At 73.0% G+C, this 18,193-nt stretch carries 15 protein-coding genes and 1 pseudogene; 11 read left to right on the top strand and 5 right to left on the bottom strand.

Annotated features, from left to right (window positions below; translation table 11 throughout):
* The first annotated feature begins 283 nt into the window (after positions 1-283).
* The 3 genes from HYE82_RS38960 (at position 284) to HYE82_RS12785 (ending at position 5,132) form a co-directional block, all read left to right on the top strand.
* Entirely contained in the window at positions 284-769 is a 486-nt protein-coding gene (locus HYE82_RS38960; protein ID WP_306439575.1) for a hypothetical protein, read from the top strand.
* 212 nt (positions 770-981) lie between these two features.
* A complete protein-coding gene (locus HYE82_RS12790; protein ID WP_179174126.1) occupies positions 982-2,763 on the top strand; it encodes an N-acetylglutaminylglutamine amidotransferase in 1,782 nt (593 codons plus the stop codon).
* A gap of 62 nt (positions 2,764-2,825) precedes the next feature.
* Positions 2,826-5,132 (top strand): prolyl oligopeptidase family serine peptidase, encoded by a 2,307-nt coding sequence (locus tag HYE82_RS12785; RefSeq protein ID WP_179174125.1) that lies wholly within the window; start codon positions 2,826-2,828, stop codon positions 5,130-5,132.
* Between the two features lie 110 nt (positions 5,133-5,242).
* On the opposite strand, the gene HYE82_RS12780 is transcribed toward HYE82_RS12785, so the two are convergent.
* The 3 genes from HYE82_RS12780 to HYE82_RS12770 all read right to left on the bottom strand — a co-directional run bounded on the left by HYE82_RS12780 (position 5,243) and on the right by HYE82_RS12770 (position 8,586).
* A complete protein-coding gene (locus tag HYE82_RS12780; protein ID WP_179174124.1) occupies positions 5,243-5,977 on the bottom strand; it encodes a carbonic anhydrase in 735 nt (244 codons plus the stop codon).
* Positions 5,978-6,189: 212 nt separating this feature from the next.
* Entirely contained in the window at positions 6,190-7,551 is a 1,362-nt protein-coding gene (locus HYE82_RS12775; RefSeq protein ID WP_179174123.1) for a chloride channel protein, read from the bottom strand.
* Positions 7,552-8,181: 630 nt separating this feature from the next.
* Positions 8,182-8,586: a hypothetical protein gene (locus tag HYE82_RS12770; protein WP_179174122.1), complete on the bottom strand. Its 405-nt coding sequence runs from the start codon at positions 8,584-8,586 to the stop codon at positions 8,182-8,184.
* A gap of 414 nt (positions 8,587-9,000) precedes the next feature.
* Between HYE82_RS12770 and HYE82_RS12765 the strand changes: the two genes are divergently transcribed.
* From HYE82_RS12765 to HYE82_RS12755, 3 genes are all read left to right on the top strand, one after another.
* Entirely contained in the window at positions 9,001-9,612 is a 612-nt protein-coding gene (locus HYE82_RS12765; RefSeq protein WP_309144297.1) for a sugar O-acetyltransferase, read from the top strand.
* Positions 9,613-10,211: 599 nt separating this feature from the next.
* A complete protein-coding gene (locus HYE82_RS12760) occupies positions 10,212-10,616 on the top strand; it encodes a transglycosylase SLT domain-containing protein (protein WP_179173699.1) in 405 nt (134 codons plus the stop codon).
* A gap of 249 nt (positions 10,617-10,865) precedes the next feature.
* Positions 10,866-11,429 (top strand): nitroreductase family protein, encoded by a 564-nt coding sequence (locus tag HYE82_RS12755; protein WP_179174121.1) that lies wholly within the window; start codon positions 10,866-10,868, stop codon positions 11,427-11,429.
* Positions 11,430-11,462: 33 nt separating this feature from the next.
* Here the strand turns inward: HYE82_RS12755 and HYE82_RS12750 are convergent, their stop codons facing one another.
* Positions 11,463-11,810 (bottom strand): hypothetical protein, encoded by a 348-nt coding sequence (locus tag HYE82_RS12750; protein ID WP_179174120.1) that lies wholly within the window; start codon positions 11,808-11,810, stop codon positions 11,463-11,465.
* A 189-nt stretch (positions 11,811-11,999) separates the two neighbouring features.
* Between HYE82_RS12750 and HYE82_RS12745 the strand changes: the two genes are divergently transcribed.
* Complete coding sequence (locus HYE82_RS12745) at positions 12,000-12,329, top strand: DUF2252 family protein (protein WP_179174119.1); 330 nt, start codon at positions 12,000-12,002, stop codon at positions 12,327-12,329.
* A gap of 105 nt (positions 12,330-12,434) precedes the next feature.
* A complete protein-coding gene (locus tag HYE82_RS12740; RefSeq protein WP_179174118.1) occupies positions 12,435-12,968 on the top strand; it encodes a DoxX family protein in 534 nt (177 codons plus the stop codon).
* A gap of 30 nt (positions 12,969-12,998) precedes the next feature.
* On the opposite strand, the gene HYE82_RS12735 is transcribed toward HYE82_RS12740, so the two are convergent.
* Positions 12,999-14,030, bottom strand: coding sequence for a magnesium and cobalt transport protein CorA (locus HYE82_RS12735; protein ID WP_179174117.1), 1,032 nt, complete (start codon positions 14,028-14,030; stop codon positions 12,999-13,001).
* A gap of 173 nt (positions 14,031-14,203) precedes the next feature.
* Here HYE82_RS12735 and HYE82_RS37955 point away from each other — a divergent pair.
* The 3 genes and pseudogenes from HYE82_RS37955 to HYE82_RS12725 all read left to right on the top strand — a co-directional run.
* Positions 14,204-14,395, top strand: a pseudogene (locus HYE82_RS37955) (hypothetical protein); the annotation flags it as partial.
* Positions 14,396-14,768: 373 nt separating this feature from the next.
* Positions 14,769-15,152, top strand: a complete 384-nt coding sequence (locus HYE82_RS12730; RefSeq protein WP_179174116.1) for a hypothetical protein — start codon at positions 14,769-14,771, stop codon at positions 15,150-15,152.
* A gap of 420 nt (positions 15,153-15,572) precedes the next feature.
* On the top strand, positions 15,573-18,193 hold a 2,621-nt coding region (locus HYE82_RS12725), incomplete at its 3' end, for a hydantoinase/oxoprolinase family protein (RefSeq protein WP_179174115.1).

The raw sequence follows: 18,193 nt of genomic DNA, 5'->3' as shown, positions 1-18,193 counted from the left end.
GCGTCCTCGCGCCCCACGCCCCCGCACGGGGCCGGTGGGGAGGACCTCCGCCGTGCCGGACGGGTTGCCGAAGCGCTCGGGAACGACCTTCTCTCTTTCTCTTCCTGCGGCGGGCTGCCCACCGCGCACGTCCGAGGGGCACGCGCAGGGTCGTCCCGCGTACGCGGCCACCGTGCACTGGCGCCGACGCCGTACATGTCTGCGGGAGTACCGCGCCTGCAGTAGCCGGCCGGTCGTCAGCGAGGCGGATTCGGCAGCGGGGGCATCCGGCTAAGGTGCCCGCATGAGCACAGGTGCGTCCGCTTTCTGGGCCCGGTACGGAAACGGTGTCATCGCCGTGGGCGTGGCAGCGGCGCTGCTGGTCACAGGGGTGTCCCAGCAGGGTTCCGCCACCGGCCGGGCCGCCCTCGGGTACGTTCTGCTCGCGGCCGGCGGGCTGGTGCTGGCCGCGCGGGGGCGGGCCCCGGTCGCCGTGCTGGTCCTCACCGGGCTGTGCGCCCTGGGCCATCAGGCGGCGAGGGCGAGCAACGGACGGGCACAGGATGCAGACGGCGTACGGCCTCCCCACCCCGAATCCGGAGGGTGCGCGGATGACGGCGCACGGTGGCGAGCCCGACTTCGCGCGCTCGCCACCGCCCCTGCTGCTTCGGCCCCGCCGCCGCCGGTCAGCGCGCTGGCGCTGCGGGGATGCCCGATGTGCTGGACCATGGGCCTGGTGCAGACCATGTTCAGAGACCGTCCGCAGCGCTCCTGCGAGGGCGGCACCTGAGGTGGTCCACGAGAGCGAACACGTCGGCTTGAGGCGCGTGCGGACGGGCAGGCGCCCCCTATGCCGATCAGCTTGTCCGGCCGGAGCCAACGGGGCACCGACCGCTCACGCACAGGAGTGATGCACATGATGGAGGCGGCCTGGACCCAGGGGGGACGGGCGCCCGCAGTGATGTGGCGGACCCGGGGCGTGAGCGGGGCAGGGAGTGCCGCATGTGCGGCCTGAGCGGGGAAGTCCGGTTCGACGGCCGTCGCCCGGACCTGGCCGCGGTCGAACGCATGACGGACGAGATGGGGGAGCGGGGCCCCGACGGCAGAGGCCTCTGGTCGCAGCAGTCGGTGGCGCTGGGACACCGCCGACTGCGGATCATCGACCTCTCGGAGAACGCCGCCCAACCGATGATCGATCCGCATCTGGGCATCACGTGCGTCTTCAACGGCTGCATCTACAACTACCGGGAGCTGCGCCGCCGCCTGGAAGGGCTCGGGCACCTGTTCTTCTCCGACTCCGACACGGAGGTGCTCGTCAAGTCCTACGGGCAGTGGGGGCCCCGCTGCGTCGAGCACCTGGTCGGGATGTTCGCGTTCGCCCTGGTGGAGCACCACACCGGGCGCGTCGTGCTCGGCCGCGACCGGCTCGGCATCAAACCGCTGTACCTCACCCGGGACAGCGACCGCCTGCGCTTCGCTTCCTCCCTGCCCGCATTGCTGGCGGGCGGCGGAGTCGACACGTCCCTCGACCCGGTGGCGCTCCACCAGTACCTCAGCTGGCACGGCACGGTTCCGGCGCCCCGGACGGTGCTGTCCGGCGTACACAAGCTGCCGCAGGCCACCGTCCGTGTCGTCGAGCAGGACGGCACGTCCCGCGACCACTGCTACTGGCAGCCCTCGTACACCCGCCGCGCCGAGGACGGCAGCGATCCGGTGCGCTGGCGGGAAGCCGTGCACGAGGCCCTGCGCACGGCGGTGCGGCGGCGCATGGTCGCCGACGTGCCCGTCGGCGTCCTCCTGTCCGGCGGACTGGACTCCAGCCTGATCGTGGCGCTGCTGGCGGAGGAGGGGCAGGGCGATCTGGCCACCTTCGCGATGGGCTTCGAGTCGGAGAGCGGCGAGGAGGGCGACGAATTCAGGTACTCCGACATGATCGCCCGGCAGTTCTCGACGGCCCACCACCAGTTCATGATCGCCTCCGACCGGCTTCCCACCGCGTTGGAGACGGCGATCGGCGCGATGAGCGAGCCGATGGTCAGCCACGACGCCGTGGCGTTCCACCTGCTGGCGGAGCAGGTCTCCAAAGACGTCAAGGTGGTGCTGTGCGGGCAGGGCGCGGACGAGGTCTTCGCGGGCTACCACTGGTACCCGCGGATCGCAGCGGCCGGACGTCCCGACGCGCCGGACGCCTACGCGGACGCCTATTTCGACCGCACGCACCGGGACGTGGCCGTCCTGCTGCATCCCGACAGGGTGGCCGATCACGACGCCTCGCGGCACTTCGTCCACGCCCACATGGCGGCCCCCGGCGCCCAGAGCGCCCTCGACGCCGCCCTGCGCCTGGACGTCCATGCGCTGATGGCCGACGACCCGGTCAAACGCGTCGACAACATGACGATGGCCTGGGGCCTGGAGGCGCGGGTGCCGTTCCTCGACCAGGAACTCGTCGAGCTCGCCGCCGCCTGCCCCCCGGAGCTGAAACTCGCCCAGGACGGCAAGGGGGTGCTCAAGGACATCGGCCGCAGGATCCTCCCCCGTGAGATCGTCGACCGGCCCAAGGGCTACTTCCCGGTTCCCGCGGTCCGGCACATGGCGGAGCCGGTGCTCACCCGGGTACGTGACGCCCTGACCGCCCCTGAAGCCCGCCGTCGCCGTCTCTTCGACCAGGACCGGGTGGCCGAGCTGCTGGCCGACCCCGCGCGCCACCGCACGAAACGCGGAGCCAGCACCCTGTGGCAGCTGGCCTCACTGGAGATCTGGTTGCAAGCCCACGACATCGACTGACACGGCGACGTCAACCGACACCGAACGGCGAGAGTCCCCGGAAGCCCTCGAAGAGGCCCGACATGCCCCTGGACCGCTCCGAACGGCAGAACCGTTCCAGGCCCGCCCACGCCCCGGCGTCGGCACGGGTGGACCCGGCGCCCGCGGTCGCCGCACGCCCGGGGAGGCCCGGCCCTGCGATCGAGGGCGGCATCGAGGGCGGCCTCGTGCCGGGTGCGGCAGAGGGACCCGCAGCGGCTCCCGTGCCGGTCGTCCTGGCCGACGTCGGGGTGGCCGACCCGCCCCCGGCGCTCACCGCCCACGGATGCTGGTACCCCTCGGCCGACCCGACCGGTGACCATGTGGCCTACATCTGCGACCGGGCCGGTGTACCCCAGCTGTGGAGCGGTCCCGCCCGCGGCGGCGAGGCCCACGTCCTCGACGCGGACCCGGATCCGGTGACGGAGGTTTCCTGGTCGCCCGACGGCCGCTGGATCGCCTACACCTCTGCCCGGGGCGGCAGCGAGCACACACGCGTGCTGGTGGTCCGGCCGGACGGCACCGGACGGCAGGTGCTCGCGGGCGCCGAACCGGGCGCCTCCGCCCATCTGGGCTGCTGGACCCGTGACGGGTCGGCGCTGGCCGTCACCGTCGCCCAGCCGGCCGCCGCCGGCGCCCACAGCGGCGGGGGCCACATGCCGCAGGACGCCGACCCGGACCTGACCGGCGGTCCCCTGCCGGAGGGGTGGGCCGTACGCGACGGACGCGCGACCCGCCTGGGCCCGCCCGCCCCGGCTGCCCGCCAGGACACGCTGACCGGGGCCGAACCGGGCCTGCCGCTGCTGACGCCGATGCCGACCCATGCCGCGGTGGCCGTGCCCGCCGGCGCGGGCACGGCCACCGGGGCGGAGGAAGCGGGCGGACGACTGGCCGTCTACCTCCTCGACCCCGACGGATCCCAGGCACCCGTCCTGCTCTTCAGCGAAGCCGGTGCCGCCTCGCTGCGCGTCTGCGACATCGGCGCCGACAGCCGCTTCGTCCTGCTGCGCCGCGGCCCGCGCGGCCGCCGTGAGGCCCTCCTCCTGGACCGCGTCTCGGGCCGCATCACATTCCGGCTGCCGGTCGCCGACGGCGACCCCTGGATCGGCCGGTTCTCCGCCGACTCGCGGAGCCTGTGGCTGCGCAGCGACGCCGACCGCGAGTTCGCCGCACTCCTCAGGGCCCGACTGGACGCGGACGGGGCCCTGCAGGCCCTGTCCGTGGCGGCGGAGCGGGACGAGACCCCGCTCGACCTGCTGAGCCTCCCCGACCACGGCCGTTGGGCGCTCCTGGCGTGGAACGTGCTCGGCGCGAGCGAGCTGGAGAGCGTCGGCCTGCCGGGCACCGACGGGGAGGACCGCGTCGGACCGCACCACGGATCGGCACTGCCGCACGAGGTGGTGACCCGCATGGCGCCGGTCGCGCGCGGCGGGCTGTTCGCCGCCCTGTCCGGCTCCGGGCGCCGGCCCGGGATCTGGGAGGTGAGCGGCAACTTCACCCCGCGGCGCACCGGCTGGACGGCGAGCGACCAGGAGGCGGCTCCGCCCGGGCGGCCCCCCGTCCGGCCGGTGCCCCTGCGCTGCCGGGCACGCGACGGCCTGATGCTCGGCGGCTGGTACTACCGGGCCCCCGAACGCGACCCGGGAAGGCCGGCCCCGTGCGTGATCCACCTCCACGGCGGTCCGGAGGAGCAGGAGCGGCCGGTGTTCAACCCGCTCTACCACGAGATCCTCGGCCGGGGCATGGACGTCTTCGCCCCGGACGTGCGGGGCTCGTCGGGCTGGGGCCGGTCCTTCGTGGACGCCGACCTCGGCACCGGCCGGTTCGCGGCGATCGAAGACGTCGCGGACTGCGCGGCCGACCTCATGGCCCGGGGGTACGCCGATCCCCTGCGCCTGGCGGTGATGGGCCGCTCGTACGGCGGATACCTCACCATGGCGTCACTGGTCTGGCATCCGGAGCTCTTCCGCACGGGCGTCGCCGTCTGCGGCATGTCGGACTTCGCCACGTTCTTCGCCGACACCGAGCCGTGGATCGCCCGGTCCGCCGCCGCGAAGTACGGCCATCCCGAGCACGACCGGCACCTCTTGCGCGCCCTGTCCCCGATGAGCCGCATCGACCGGCTGCGCGCCCCGGTCCTGGCCATCCACGGTGAGCACGACACCAACGTGCCCCCGGCGGAGTCGGAGCAGTTCGTCCGCGCCGCCCGCGACCACGGGGTGCCGGCCGAGCTGATGGTCCTCCGCAACGAGGGCCACGATTTCCTCCGGGCGGACAACCGCCGCCTCTACCGGCGGGCCGCCGCGGACTGGCTGCAGCAACACCTGCTGCCCGAACGGAGCAGCCGCTGACAACCGCCTCGTGCCGTCACCGGATCCGGGCGACAGGCCATGGGGGAGGGCCGGCCGCGAGGTGCGGCCCCGCTCGATCAAGGCGGGGCGATTTCCCGTCCGCGGCACGGTCAGGAGGGCGCGCCGGAGAGTACCTCCACCTTTCCGCTGTCGAGGGAGTAGTACGCGCCGACCACGGCGAGGGAGCCCTTCTTCACCAGCGGGGCGAGGTCCTGGTTGGAACGCAGGTCGGCTGCGGTGATGGTGACCTGGGCACGGGCCATGGTCTCGACCGGGTCGGCGCCGCCGCTTGCGACCGCCTGCCGGTAGGCCGGCTCGAGGGCCTCGGCAATGGCCTGGAGGTTGCCGGGCAGCGGCTTGCCGTCGCGCAGGGACTCGTACGCGGCCTGGACCGCTCCGCAGCGCTGGTGGCCGAGGACCACGACGAGCGGGGTGCCGCTGGTCATGGGCCCGTACTCCACGGAGCCGGTGACGACCGGGTCGACGGCCTCTCCTCCCGTACGCATGACGTAGAGATCGCCCAGTCCCGTGTCGAAGATGAGCTCGGGCGGCACGCGTGAGTCGATGCAGGCGAGGACCGACCCGAAGGGTTGTTGCTGCTGGGCCACGAGCTGGCGTCGGTCAGGGTCCCGGTCGGGATGTTCGAGGTCTCCGCTCACCCAGCGTGCGTTGCCCGCCATGAGACGTGCGAACGCCGCGGCCGGGGTGACCGGGCGCGCCGTCGGCGACGCGCCGGCAGCGACCGGGGCGGTGCCGGAGGCCGAGCACGCGGTGAGGGCAGCCGCCGCGCCGGCGAAGGCCGACGCGAGTACGGCTCTGCGGCCCGGACGTCCGGCTGGATCCACCGCGCGCTCCCCTCGATGCCGTTCGGGCCTGATCCCCTCGGTGCGGCGATTGTCGGACAGGGGAGGGCGAGACCGAGACGGGCACGCACGGAGCGCGGACGGCTTTGCCGCGTACGGCCCACAGAAACGGCGCGGGGCAGGACGGAGGGAACGGCCGCGAGTGCCTGGCCTGGTCCGCACGGGTCGGTGACCGGCCGTGCCGCGGGTGGTGGCTACGCGGCGGGCGCTGCCGGCGTCGGCCGCGCTTGGGCGGGTGGCGGCCCCGCGGGAGGCCGGGCGAGCCGGAGCGTGCCGACGTAGGCCATCACCACGGCGACGATCACCAGCGGCATCACGGTCAGACCGGCCGTGCCGAGGAGCAGGGTGGCCAGCAGCACGGACGTCATCGGCAGTTTGAGCATCGCCACCGTCATCGCTCCGATCCCGATGGCGAATCCGGCGGTGGTGCCCAGGCCGGGCAGGTGGGAGAGAGCGAGGCCGCCGGCCGCGCCCACGAACACCGCAGGAAAGACCGGGCCGCCGCGGAAGGCGCTCATCGAGACGCAGTACGCAAGGGACTTGCACACCAGCAGCACGATCAGGGTGGCCGCCGTGTAGCCCGCGCTGTCCGCCAGCAGTGGGCCGAGTCCGTCCTGACCGGAGAACAGCACGCCGGTGGCGGGCCGGCCGGTGATCACGGCGTACAACAGCCCGATCACGCCGATGACGAGGCCCATCAGGACGCTGAGCGGCAGCCGGTGGCGGTCGACCAGGCCTTGCAGGGTGAGCGAGGAGCGGCGGATCGCCTCCCCGAGCAGTGCGGCGACGACTCCCGCGACGATCGCCCAGGCGAACGCGCCGACGGTGGGCCGCTCCGTGGCGGGCACGTGGGTCAGCGTCAGCGAGTAGGTGCCGAGGCCGGTCCAGGCGTCGAGACCGGTGAAGATCAGCGACCCGACGCCCGCGGAGAGCAGGCCCGGCACCAGCACCACGCCCATCATCGGGCCGCCCAGCCCGCTGGCCTCCATCAGCAGGAAGGCGCCGACCAGCGGGGATCCCAGCAGCTCGCTGATGGCAGCGAAGCTGCCGGCCGCGCCGATCACGGCGACGGCGCTGGGCGCGGCGTTGCGTTTGAGCAGTCTAACCGCACCGACGGCAAGCCCGCCGCCGAGCGCGATCAGCGGGGCCTCCGGGCCGAGGACGACACCCAGGCTGAGCGAGGCGATCGCGGCGATCGCCACACCCGGCACTGCCGCGAACGAGGGTGTGCCGCCGGTCTTGAGCCCTTCGGCCGGCTTGTGGCCGCCGCTGCCGGGGAGGTACCGGATCGTCAGTGCGACCAGTACGCCGGCGACCGCGAGCGGCGGGATCGCCCACCAGTCGGGGGTGCCGTGGAAGCCGAGGCCTTTCGGCAGGTCGTTGAAGACCAGCGACTGGAGTTCGGAGACCAGAACGAGGAAGCCGTACGCTCCGGCCGAGATCGGGACGCCGAGCAGGGCCGAGACCACCAACACCGACACGTATCCGCGGGTGCGGACGATCGCCAGTGGGTCCTGCGGCGCTGCAGTGGCCTCGGCGGGTGTTCCGGCCGACATGTGCATCGTCTCCTCGGAGTCCGGCCCGACCGGAACACCGGTCGCACGGGCCTGAGTCTGGTGGTGGCACAGGCGTCGGGCCGACCGCCCTCGGCGGCGACCGGAGCCCGAGCCGGGAGCCGACCCGCCGCTGCTGCGGCCGGCCACTGCAGGGCGGCATGCGGCGCCGGTGTGCCCGTGCTCTGGTCGCTGGCCACCGGCTGTTCCTCCTGCCTGGCCGGGCGGCACGGCCGCTCGGCGGCCGGTGCGTGTCCGACTGGTGAATCATCGCGGGCGCGGAGGCTTCCGTACCGTTGCGGCACGCTCGGAGTCCCGATCCTGCGGCAGCCGCCGACGCCCGGCCCGACCCGGCCGACGGTCAGGCGGCAGGGTCGCCCAGCGCGGTGAGGACATACCCGGCGGTAGGTGCCAGGGGGAAGGCGGGGCTGTGGTGGTGGGCGGGGCCGTCGCCGTCGACGTGCACGCCGCTCACCGAGTCGGTGCGCCCGGGAGCCGGTGCCGCGCGCGAACCGGGCTTGCCCCGCTCCGGCGGCCCCACCGCGCTGACGGCCGGAAGGGGGAGCCGTGCATGTCGTCGGAGCGGTCGGCGGACCTGCGCATGGCGGGCCCGGATCCGCCGCGGCGGGTGCGTCAGGCGGAGGTGAAGAGTTCCTCGTGCGCGCCGTCGAGGACGAAGCCGTTGTCGAAGCGGACACGGACCGTCGCGCGGCGCTGCTGCTCCTGATGGGCGCTCCACGCAGGTTCGAGGGTCCCGATCTGCTCCTCCAGCTGCCTTCTCGACCCCGGCGGCATCTGGTGGCCGAAGTCGTCGAGGAGCGACTTGAGGCGTACGTATTCGCGCACGTCCTGGGTCTGCGGCCGGTCCCGGTGCTCGTTCACCCGCTCGACGGTGCCCTCGATGCCCGCGGCCAGGTAGAGGGACAGGGACCCGGCGACGGCGCCCGTGTCCGCAGGGGAGCCCCCGGCCGGGGTGACCGCACCGGCCCATTCGAGGTCCGCCGCGAGCTTCACCCGCAGGCCCTCCTTCAACACCATGGATCCATCGTCTTTCCGGTAGGTCGCTCGTCCGCTCGTTCGGGCCACCGCCGCGCGCACGTGCGAGCAGCCCGGGTGGTGCCATTATCCGGATGGATCTGCCGGGTCGGCGTGGTGCACCTGCCCTCGGCAGCGGCCCCGGCCAGACGGCGACGGCCGGCTGACGATGCGCGTCGTGCCGAGTCGCCGCGGGCGGGACCGGAGTTCCTGCGCCGGGTCTCGGACGGTCGTTCCCGGCTGCAGGGCGCGCCCACGTTCAGGGGGCTGCGGGCCCGTTCCCGGTGGGGCGGGGCCGCCTGACCGCCGGGGCCGTTCTTGACTGACGTTCGTTGCCCGGAGAGCGTGGGCCGTACCTGCAGGCGCAGGTGCAAGCGCGAGCGATTGCGCCTGCGCTGTGGAACGGAGGTCACCCGCGTGGGAGAGAACCAGCGGCGCATGTCGGCCGGCGAATGGTTCCGCCCCGACGATCCCGAACTCGCAGCCGACACCCTGCGCCGGGTCGAGCTGTGCGCGCGGTACAACAACGCGCCGGTCGCGCTGTCGCCGGAGCAACGTGATGCCATCCTGCGGGAGCTGCTCGGCCGGGTGGGCGAAGGGGCCCGGATCCGAGCCCCCTTCCACTGCGACTTCGGCCGCCACATCCGGATCGGTGCCGGCGTGTTCGTCAACTTCGGCGCGGTCTTCCTCGACACCGCTCCGATCACCATCGGCGCGGACACCCAGATCGGCCCGAACGTTCAGCTGCTGACCCCCACGCACCCCTTGGACCCCGACCTCAGGCGGGCCGGGTGGGAGCGCGGCCTGCCCGTGACCCTCGGCGACAACGTGTGGCTGGGCGGCGGCACCATTGTCTGCCCCGGCGTCACCATCGGCGACGACACCGTGGTCGGCGCAGGTTCCGTGGTCGTCGAAGACCTTCCGGCGGGCGTCCTGGCCGTCGGGAACCCGGCTCGGGTCGTACGCTCCCTCGGGCGTGCAGAGTCGGGCCCCGGCCGCCCGGACGAGGACGCGCCCCGCCACCCGTAGAGCCGGTGCCGCGCTCCCCGCCTCGCACAGGAGCCGGGTGGCGAGGCCTGCCGGTCGGCTCTCGGGGGCTCGAGGTTCGGGTTCGTCCGGGGCATCCCTCGACGGTGTTCCCGGGGATGCCGCGCCCACGGGTGTCTCGCCGACCGGATGGGCCGCGTGAAAGGCAAACCCGAACCGGTCCCCATCCCTGGTTTCCATGGCGATTGCGCTATCCGGCCGACTCTTCGAGGGGGTACGACCTGTTACGCATGGTGATATCCGGGTGCTTGCGAGGTGACTCGCCCCATAGGGCCCAGGTCACATACGAACCGGGCCAGTAGGTTCGAAGTCGCGTGGCGCGCCCGGGGCAAGACCTGCGTCCCCTGCAAGGTTCCCGGAGTGTCGGCTGGGTTCGCAGGGTCGCCGCAGGCACGTCTGCGAGGGCCTGTAGTAGACGGGGGGCTTTGCCAGGGCGGCGGCGGCCTGGCTAACTGGTGTTGTCGCCGAGGCGGCCGGGGCGCACAGCCCCCCGCCGGGACGAACCCCTCTCCTTCGCATGAGTGGCTCACGCATGTCTTCGGCATGCCGCGACCGACCTCGTTCCCTACGGAAGGCTTTCCGTGTCCCACTCCGTCATCCGCCGCATCGCCGCTTCTAAGAAGACCCTCGCGGGTACCGTGATCGGCCTTGCCGCCGCCGGTTCCATGCTGGCCGCCGTTCCGGCCCAGGCCGCCCCGACGAGCGCCAAGGCGATCGCCCAGCAGATGATCAAGGACCCGGCGCAGTTCGCGGCCTTCAACAACATCGTTTCCCGCGAGAGCGGCTGGGACCACACCGCCACGAACGCGTCCTCCGGCGCGTACGGCCTGGTCCAGGCCCTGCCGGCGTCGAAGATGGCCTCCGCCGGTGCCGACTGGAAGACCAACCCGGCCACCCAGATCAAGTGGGGCCTGGACTACATGAACGAGCGCTACGGCTCCCCGGTCGAGGCCTGGAACTTCTGGCAGACCCACCACTGGTACTGAGCCACCAGCGGGTGGCAGGCGCACGCAGACGCTCGGCCGGGACTTCCCGGCCGAGCGTCTTTCGCGTACGTGGCCGCCGAGCCCATCCTGCCCCGGACCCGGCGGGCGCCCGCATCGTCCCCTGTGGGGATCGGCCGGGGCGTGCGACCGCGCTCCGCACCGTTCACCGTGAGGAGCGGTCGGCCTCGCGCACGTGCAGAGAGTCGGACGGACGGAAATGGATCACGGAGACGCTCAGTTGAACGGGACATGTCTCCTGATTCCGAGCGACCTGACCGGCTCCACCCCCTCCTCGCCGATCGCTTCAGCCCCTACGAGTTCGATCCGTCCGGCCTCATCGACGATCCCACCCTCCACCTGCTTCTCGAAGCCGCCCGATGGACCCCTTCCGCCGGCAACTCACAGCCCTGGGGCTTCCTCCCCGCGAGGCCCGGCGAGCCGGATCACATGCGCCTGCTGCCTCACCTCGCGCCCAGCTCCTCCCGCTGGGCGAAGGACGCGGGCCTGCTGCTCGTCACCCTCGCCCGCCGCCACGTCGACGACTCCACCCTCCTCTATTCCGAATTCGCCGACTACGACCTGGGGCAAGCCGTCGCCCACCTGAGCATCCAAGCCCAGGCGATGGGACTGGCCACCCACCAATTCCGCGCCTTCGACCTCGAAGCCCTGACCGAGGAGCTGCGCCCGAACCCCGGATGGGCGATCGTCTCGATGCTCGCGATCGGCAGGGCGGCCGACGAACCCCCAGTCGTACGCGAACGCCGCACCGCCACCGATCTCTGCACGGCCCCGTGGTCCACACCAGCGGCGTGACCTGCGGCGGCGGGGCGGGGCCGCTCACGGCCATCACCCCACACTCCAGGCGCTGACTGCGGTGAGCGGGATCCGGAAGGACTCGCCCAAGGCGGCGGGAAGGCTGCTCGCACCGGAGATGAGCTGGCAGCCCTGGAGGTGGAGGAAGGCCGGCGGGTACTCAAGGATCTCCCCGGCTTCCCGGGCGAAGTCCGCGGCGAATCGTTCGTCGGGCAGGCCCGCATCGCCGAGCAGTTCGGCGAGGTCCGTTGCCCAGCGCCGGTGGGCCGCGAGGCGACCGGTGATGACCGCGCCCTGCGCCACGACTGTGATGCGCGGACCTCCCCCTTCCATCTCCGTTCGGTTGATCAGGTCGATGAGCAAGTCGTCTTGTGTGGTCATACCGAGACTGTAGTGATCATGCAGACGTGCGACTGCCGGGCCGGGAACGACCGGCCGGTGCCTGCACGTTTGGCCTGCGGATGCTGTCGGCGCTTGGCAGCACCTCCCGGCATGCGGTGCAGGGTGTGGGAGCCGGGCCCGTGCGCTCCGACAGGGCTTGCGGATGGCCTGATCGTCAGCGTCGCATCCGTGAGGGGGCGGCCCAGGGCGTCGGTGCTCAGCACGCCGCCGCAGACCGGGGTCACCGTACGGCCGGCCCCCGCCGGCTCCGGATCGGCCTCGGACCCGCCGTTGATCGTCCCGCTGTCCGACCTGCCGGCCGGGTCCGGCCTGACGGAGCTGACGGAGCCGGGCATCGACGGCCGACGCCGCGACTTCTCCGTCCGGCAGCCCTACGATGGGAAGGGCGGCGCCCAGACGTGGAACATGAGCCCGCAGGGCCTTCAACTGCTCGCGCGGGCCTGCGGTTTCTCGCTTGCCCGGGCCCACGCGCTCCGGCGATTACGCGGGCAGCGGTGATTCCGCCCCGGCTTGCCCCACCTCTGAGTGCGCCGACACCACTGAGGGCGCTCCGGTTCCCCGCCTTCCCTTCCCCCACACGGACACACCACAGAAGGTGCCAGGATGCCCACCGCACCCATCCATCGTGCCCCCCGCACCTCGACCGGCACGACGACCCCGTACGACGTCGGCCTGCCCCTGCTCCGCCTCGTGCTCGGCCTGATCATGGCAGTCCACGGCACTCAGAAGCTGTTCGGGTGGTTCGACGGCCCCGGGATCCGGACCACGGGACGGTTCTTCGAGGAGGGCGGCTACCCCGCCGGCACGACCATGGCCGTGGTCGCCGGTCTCACCGAGACGTTGGGCGGCCTGGGCCTGGTGATCGGGCTGCTCACCCCGCTGGCCGGCGCCGCGATCGTCGGAGTCATGATCAACGCCATTGCGGTGAAGTGGGCCGGTGACGTGATCGGCCAGCAGGGCGTCGAGTTCGAAAGCCTGATCGCGGCTGCTGCGGCGACACTGGCCATCACCGGCCCCGGCCGCTTCGCACTGGACCGCTTCATCCCGGGGCTCCGCGACCACCGCGTCGTCTACGGGGTTGCGGCCCTGGTCCTGGCTGTCGCACTGGCCGTCCTGTTCCTGCTGCTCAGGGACTGATACGGGGACGGCCGCAGGGCGGGACGAGCGCTACCGCCGACCCCGGCCCTGCTGCGGGAGGGGCGATGGCGATGCACCCCGGCGGCGGCGGAGCCAGAGGAAGAGGGCCAGGCAGGGCAGGACCAGGCCCAGGGCGGTGAGGACGAGGAACGCCGGGAAACCACTGATGTGCTCGACGAGCCAGGGGAAGTTCTGGCCGAAGAAGCCGACCACGAACGACAGCGGGAGGAAGACGGTCGCGACGATCGTGAGCCGCTCCATCGTGGCGCTCTGCCGCAGGTTGATCTTGTTCTGTTCGACGGAGATCACCGCGATGTTGGCCTCCAGGACGGTGGCCAGCAGGTCGCGTTGCGCGGCCACTTCCTCGTTCACCAGCAGGAGGTGGTCGTGCACGTTGTGGAAGTACGGCAGCAGCTCGGCCGGGGCGCTGCCGGGCTTGAGCAGGCGGGCGAGCACGGCGAGCAGCGGGTGCACGGCGCGGTAGAAGTCGGTGGCCTCGCGGCGCAGGAAGTAGATCCGCTCCGTCGGGGCGACCGCCCCGGAGAAGACCGTCGCCTCGATCTGCTCGATGTCGCGGTCGAGCTCGGCGACGACCGGGGCGTAGCTGTCGACGACCTGGTCGAGGATGGCCCACAGGGTCGAGGCGCTGCCGGTGCGCAGCAGTTCGGGGCGCCGTTCGAGCCGGCTGCGGGCGCCGTGCAGCTCGCTGGCGATGCCCTGGCGGACGGTGATCACGAAGCGCTCGGAGAGGAAGATGCTGATCTCCCCGGTGTCGATCTCCTCGCGCTCGTCGTCGTAGCGGGCGGTGCGGAGGATGATCAGCTCGGTTCCGTCCTCGTACTGCTCGGCCTTCGGCCGCAGGTGGAAGGTCCGGGCGTCCTCGACGGCCAGTTCGTGCAAGCCGAAGCTCTGGCGCACGTTGTCCATCTCTTCGGGACCGGGTTCGAAGATGCCCAGCCAGACGAAACCGCCCTGCTCGCAGCACGCGGCCGCCCGCTCCAGCGACATCGGGCCCTCCTGCTGGCGCCGCCCGTCGCGGTAGTGGGCGCAGTCGACGATCATGGCGTTCCCTGTCTGTGCCGGTGATGAGGCCGGGACCGGTGCGGTCGGGTGCGGTCCTGGGTTTCCAGGATCCCGCGGCCGGGCGCCGAAGGCAGAGGAACGCCGCGCGGAGGCCGAGGCGGTCGTCGGGCCGACAGGTCTTCGTGGGCCCGGACCGGGCCGCGGCGGTGAACCTGCCGTGGTGCCACGAGCCCGCCGATCGGTTGGTCCCGCTGGTGCTGCTGCGGCGGCAGCACGGGCGGTGGTTCCGCGGCCACGCCGGCCCGCGAACGCGACGACGAGGCGCTGTCCGCAGCCGGTGCCCCGGTCATCCCCCACGCGGTCGGCACGGCGGTTTCGCGTTGTTGCCCGGCTTCCGGAACCAAGGCGTCCACCGCGTGCCGCTCGACGGCGGGGGCATGGCCGCAGGGCGCACTGACCGGCAGCCGCGCCGGAGTGCGTGGCGCCCGTTACGGTCGGAGGACGCGCCGCAGACGCGCGGTGCGGGCATGCAGCGATGCCTGAGGGCTCGACGTGACACACATCGGCACCCCCGTCCGATGATCTGCTCCGTGGCCACGACCGCCCCACGGGCGAGCGGCGCAGTCGGACCGGAACCACCGCGGCGCGCCGACGAGCCGCGGCGGCCCCGGCGCGTGAGAATGCCCGAGGGTGACGGGCGCGGGCAGGCTGGGAAGCCCGCTCGTACCCACGGGCACGCCCCGGCCGGCAGACGCACCCCCGAACGGGGAGTTCGACGTGGGTGACCAGATCCGCACCCGGACGGATCGGGACATCGAACGCGCGGCGAGCCTGCTGCGGCAGGCACACTCCGCGCCGGGCCTCGCGCTGGAGGCGCTCAGCCCCTCGGCCGGCCCGGACTTCGAGCGCATGATGGCGGACCTCGGCAGGCCGCTGCGCGCACTGCAGGAGCCGGCCGATGACCTTGCATCGGCTGCGTTCGGTGCCCTGCCGCAGGTCATGGAGCGCGAGTCCGTTCTGCTGGCGCTCCAGGGGTCGGAGGACGCGGGGCGCATCGGCGTCCTCATCGAGCAGGTCGGGCAGATCGCCCGGGCACGGAGTTCCGGCCCGCCGCTCGCCGATGGTGTCCCGGCCCCCCGTGCGCGACCCCGGCGGGGCTGATGGCCCGAGCCCGTGACGTCCTCCGACCGGGGGGGCACCCCCGACCGTCGTGGACGGCGACCCGGCGGACATCGCCACGCGCCGGCGCGGGCTCGACCGCCTGCTGCCGGCCGGTGACGACACCGCCTGCCCGGTGCGCGACGCGGCCGACGCGGCGTGCTGGGACGCTGCTGCGAGGAGTGCGCCTTCCGCGCCGCGGCGGTGGCCCGCATCGCCGTACTGCTGCGCGGGCACGCGCCCGGCCGTTGATCCGGCAGCCCGAGCCCTCCCGGACCAACCCCTGACGTTCCGTCGGGCTGCCGGTCCCCGCCGCCGGGCCGTCCCTGCGTGGCAACCCGGCACCCCGCCCCGCAGGGGCCATGCTGGCAACGGACGGCAGCAGCCCACAGGCACACGAGGCACGGGAAGGAGGAGACGCGCATGCACCCCGGCACCCGCTCCGGCGTGCAGTTCTGGATCGACCGGGGCGGCACGTTCACGGACGTCGTGGCCCGCACGCCGGACGGGCGCCTGCGGAGCCTCAAGCTCCTCTCCGAGATGCCGGACCGCTACCGGGACGCAGCCATCGAGGGCATCAGAACCCTCCTGGGACTGCTCCCGGGCGAACCCGTCCCCGCCGACGCGGTGCACAGCGTGCGCATGGGAACGACCGTGGCGACCAATGCCCTGCTGGAGCGCACGGGCGAACGCACGCTCCTCGTCATCACCCGCGGGTTCCGCGACGCCCTGCGGATCGGCTACCAGAACCGCCCTCACCTCTTCGCCCGCGAGATCGTGCTGCCCGAGGCCCTCTACGAGCGCGTGGCCGAGGTCGACGAACGTGTCACCGCCGAGGGCGAGGTCCTGCGCCCGCCCGACCTCGATGCCCTCGCCGCCGACCTCGGACGCGCGTACGCCGACGGCATCCGCGCAGTGGCCGTGGTCTGCCTGCACAGCGCCCTGCACCCGGCGCACGAGCAAGCGATCGGGGAGCTCGCCGCCCGCCTGGGGTTCCCCCAGATCTCGCTCTCCAGCGCCACGGGGCGGCTCACCCGGCTCGTCCCGCGCGGTGACACGGCCGTCGTCGACGCGTATCTCTCCCCGGTCCTGGAGCGGTACACGAGCCGAGTGGCGCGGGAACTCGAAGGCATCCGGCTGCTGTTCATACAGTCCAACGGGGGGCTGGCGGCGGCGGGACACTTCCGCGGCAAGGACGCCGTGCTGTCGGGCCCGGCCGGCGGCATCGTCGGGATGGCCCGGCTGTCCCAGCAGGCCGGCCACGACCGGGTCGTCGGTTTCGACATGGGCGGCACCTCCACCGATGTCTCGCACTTCGCAGGCGAGTTCGAGCGGGTGCAGGTCTCCCGGGTCGCCGGGGTCCGCCTGCAGTCCCCCATGCTGGACATCCACACCGTGGCCGCCGGCGGCGGTTCCATCCTGCGCTTCGACGCCGGCCGCTACCGCGTCGGCCCGGACTCGGCCGGCGCACACCCCGGCCCCGCCTGCTACCGCGCCGGCGGCCCGCTGACGGTGACCGACGCCAACGTGATGCTCGGGCGCATCTCGCCCGCCCACTTCCCGCACGTCTTCGGCCCCGGAGGCGACCTGCCGCCGGACAACGCCGTCGTACGGCGCGAGTTCGCTGCGCTGGCGACCCGTATCCACGAGGCCACCGGCGACCGGCGGACCCCAGAGGAGGTGGCCGAGGGCTTCCTCCGGGTGGCGGTGGCCAACGTAGCCGCCGCCGTCAAACGCATCTCCGTACAGCGCGGTCACGACATCCGGGGCTACGCCCTCACCACCTTCGGCGGGGCCGGCGGCCAGCACGCCTGCGCCGTTGCGGACTCGCTCGGCATCCGCACCGTGCTGGTGCCACCCCTGGCCGGGGTCCTGTCCGCAGTCGGCATCGGCCTCGCCGACGTGACGACCGTACGCGAACGATCGGTCGAACTTCCCCTGAACGAGGCGAACATGGCGAAGATCGGCGCCACCGCGGACGCACTCGAAGCCGCTGCCCGCACCGTGCTGCACGAGGAGGAAGTGCCCGACGCCTCCGTCCGTGTCATGCGGACCGCTCGGCTGCGCTACGACGGCACCGACACGCCGGTCACGGTGCAGCTGGCCGGAGCCGCCGCCATGGAACGCGAGTTCACCCGGCGCCACCGTGTCCTCTACTCCTTCCTGCTCGACCGGCCCGTCGTCGTCGACTCCGTCTCCGTCGAGGCCCGGGGCCTGACACCGCAGCCCGACCTCCGCCACCTCGCAGCCCCCGGACCGGCGTACGACGACGCAGCCGCTCCCGCCACACGCCTCTACACCGGCGGGGCCTGGCGGACCGTCCCGCTCCGCGAGCGCGAGCGGCTGGGGCCGGGTGCGGCGGTCCGCGGACCCGCTGTGATCACCGAGGCGAACGCCACCACCGTCGTGGACGGCGGATGGGAAGCCACCGTCACGGCCCTCGGCCACCTGCGCATGGAACGGGTCGCCGCCCCCGCCGCCGCGGACGTGGCGACCCGCGCCGACCCCGTCATGCTGGAAATCTTCAACAGCCAGTTCGTCTCCGTCGCCGAACAGATGGGAGCCCGCCTCGCGGCCACCGCCCAGTCCGTCAACATCAAGGAGCGCCTGGACTTCTCCTGCGCCCTGTTCGACCCGGAGGGCAGCCTCGTCGCCAACGCACCCCACATCCCGGTCCACCTGGGCTCCATGGGAACCGCCGTCCGGGAAATCGTGAGCAGCCGCGCCGGAACCATGCGTCCGGGCGACGCCTACGCGGTCAACGACCCCTACCACGGCGGCACCCACCTGCCCGACATCACCGTGATCAGCCCGGTGTTCGGGGAGCGCGGGACCGCCCACGAGGACCGCATCCTGTTCTTCGTCGCCTCCCGCGGCCACCACGCGGAGATCGGCGGCCTGGCCCCCGGATCCATGCCGGCCGGCAGCCGCCGCATCGACGAGGAAGGCGTCCTGTTCGACAACTGGCTGCTGGTCCAGGACGGCCGTATGCGCGAGGCCGAGACCCTGGCCCTGCTCCGCGAGGCCCCCTACCCCTCCCGCGC

The organism is Streptomyces sp. BR123, assembly GCF_013401435.1.
GTDB lineage: Bacteria > Actinomycetota > Actinomycetes > Streptomycetales > Streptomycetaceae > Streptomyces.
This window is presented reverse-complemented; position numbering and strand designations above follow the sequence as displayed.

Excerpts from the sequence above, each read along its gene's own strand:
- HYE82_RS38960 (WP_306439575.1), top strand. The coding sequence starts at position 284 with ATGAGCACAGGTGCGTCCGCTTTCTGGGCCCGGTACGGAAACGGTGTC.
- HYE82_RS12790 (WP_179174126.1), top strand. The coding sequence starts at position 982 with ATGTGCGGCCTGAGCGGGGAAGTCCGGTTCGACGGCCGTCGCCCGGAC.
- HYE82_RS12785 (WP_179174125.1), top strand. The coding sequence starts at position 2,826 with ATGCCCCTGGACCGCTCCGAACGGCAGAACCGTTCCAGGCCCGCCCAC.
- HYE82_RS12775 (WP_179174123.1), bottom strand. The coding sequence starts at position 7,551 with ATGTCGGCCGGAACACCCGCCGAGGCCACTGCAGCGCCGCAGGACCCA.
- HYE82_RS12770 (WP_179174122.1), bottom strand. The coding sequence starts at position 8,586 with ATGGTGTTGAAGGAGGGCCTGCGGGTGAAGCTCGCGGCGGACCTCGAA.
- HYE82_RS12755 (WP_179174121.1), top strand. The coding sequence starts at position 10,866 with ATGTCTCCTGATTCCGAGCGACCTGACCGGCTCCACCCCCTCCTCGCC.
- HYE82_RS12750 (WP_179174120.1), bottom strand. The coding sequence starts at position 11,810 with ATGACCACACAAGACGACTTGCTCATCGACCTGATCAACCGAACGGAG.
- HYE82_RS12740 (WP_179174118.1), top strand. The coding sequence starts at position 12,435 with ATGCCCACCGCACCCATCCATCGTGCCCCCCGCACCTCGACCGGCACG.
- HYE82_RS12735 (WP_179174117.1), bottom strand. The coding sequence starts at position 14,030 with ATGATCGTCGACTGCGCCCACTACCGCGACGGGCGGCGCCAGCAGGAG.